The sequence below is a fragment of the Methylibium sp. genome, from assembly GCF_031393925.1.
In the GTDB taxonomy this organism is placed as follows: domain Bacteria; phylum Pseudomonadota; class Gammaproteobacteria; order Burkholderiales; family Burkholderiaceae_C; genus Methylibium.
The window spans coordinates 1-1,663 of record NZ_JANMWL010000146.1 but is presented as its reverse complement, the minus strand read 5'-3'; the positions used below and the strand labels follow the sequence as shown (position 1 = coordinate 1,663).

3 protein-coding genes are annotated in these 1,663 nt (G+C 70.4%); all 3 read left to right on the top strand.

The window, feature by feature from the left end:
* Positions 1 to 786, top strand: a 786-nt coding sequence (locus tag RMO12_RS08345; protein ID WP_309638940.1) for a response regulator, incomplete at its 5' end; no start/stop codon positions are given.
* A gap of 124 nt (positions 787 to 910) precedes the next feature.
* Positions 911 to 1,147 carry a hypothetical protein gene (locus RMO12_RS08340; RefSeq protein ID WP_309638939.1) on the top strand — a complete coding sequence of 79 codons (237 nt, stop codon included), beginning with the start codon at positions 911 to 913 and terminating at the stop codon, positions 1,145 to 1,147.
* 3 nt (positions 1,148 to 1,150) lie between these two features.
* Positions 1,151 to 1,663: hypothetical protein (locus RMO12_RS08335; RefSeq protein WP_309638938.1), on the top strand; the 513-nt coding region annotated here is incomplete at its 3' end.

Genomic DNA, 1,663 nt, shown 5'->3' with positions numbered 1-1,663 from the left:
TACACGCCCGAAGGTGGTGAGATCGAGGTGCGGGTCGTGGCCGAAGACGGCGCGGTGTCGGTCAGCGTGGTCGACAACGGGGTGGGCATCGGCGCGGGGCTGCTGGCGCACGTGTTCGAGCTGTTCACCCAGGGGCAGCGCACGCCGGACCGCAGCGCCGGCGGCCTCGGGCTGGGCCTGGCGCTGGTCAAGAGCCTGGTCGAGTTGCATGGCGGCAGCGTGGCGGCGCACAGCGCGGGGCTCGGGCACGGCAGCCGTTTCACGGTGACCTTGCCGCGCCTTCCCGCGGCGGCTCACGAGGCCGCGTTGGGGGCCGCGGTGGGGGCCGCGGTGGGGGCATTACCGAGCGACGCGAAACCCCAGCGCCGCGGGCGCCAGGCGGCCGTCGACGGCGCGGTGCGGGCCGGCGCGGCGGCCACCAGCCTGCGCCTGATGGTGGTCGACGACAACGCCGACGCTGCCCACACCCTGGCCCTGCTGCTGGAGAGCGTCGGCCACAGCGTCGCAGTCCAGACGCACTCGGCCAGCGCTCTCGAGCAGGCGCTCGCCGAGCCGCCCGACGTGGTCATGCTCGACATCGGCATGCCAGGCATGGACGGCTACGAAATGGCACGGCGCCTCACCGCCGCCCCCACCACCGCGCTCTGCACGCTCGTGGCCCTGACCGGCTATGGCAGCGACGAAGACCGCGCCTGCTCGTACGCCGCCGGCTTTGACCATCACCTGGTCAAGCCGGTTGACTTCGAGGCGCTGCAAGCGCTGCTCGGGGGCGTCGTGCGGCGCTGAGGGGCAAGCGCCTTCCTCCAGCGGGGAAGGCGCCGCAAGATGGGCATTGCGATCGGTTGTCGGCGTCTTGTCCGCGTCATCTGACGGGCATGCCGATTGCTCCCTTCTGTCTTCTGGAGGCCTCATGTCCACACCGTCTGCCCGGGCGTTCTCGACCGCCAACCCTGATTTCGGCCCGCTCATCGCGGCGGACGTGGATGCCCTCGCCGATTTGATGCGACGCTGCGCGCGGGGTCGTTCCCAACGGTGGGAAAGTTTGCGCGGCCGCGCAGAATCGTTACACGCGTTTACCGGTCCGCGCCTGTTCTCGATGTTCGCGGCGAGCGCGGTGGCGGTGTCCGCGGGTTGGTTTCTTATCTGATCCATGGCGCTCGACGCCACGGAGAGTCGCGCCTACGCTGCTTCCCGAGCCTGGCCGCGACTGCGCGCGGAAGCCCAGGCCTTCCTCGACCTGCCCCAATCCTTGCCGGCAGCGCTGCGCGCCACGCTGTTCGGCGCCGAGCGCTTTCAGCAGCACGGCGTCAGCCTTGCACAGGCGCAGCCGGTGGCGCCGCGCACGCGCTTGCGCGGCGCACCGGGTTTTCTGCCGCGCGTGGACGACAACCTGCGCATGCTCAGGCTCACGCGCAGCTACCTTGAACTGCTTGACCGCGAAGGCGACGCGCTGAGCCCGGCGGCCGAATGGCTGCTCGACAACTTTCACCTGATCGAAGCGCAGCTGCCCGAGATTCGCGACGGCCTGCCGCGGCGCTATTACGCCGAGCTGCCCAAGCTGGCCAATGAGCCGCTGGTGGGCCTGCCGCGCGTCTACGGCATCGCCTGGGGCTATGTGGCGCACACCGATTCGAGTTTCGACGCCGGCTTGCTGGAGCACTTT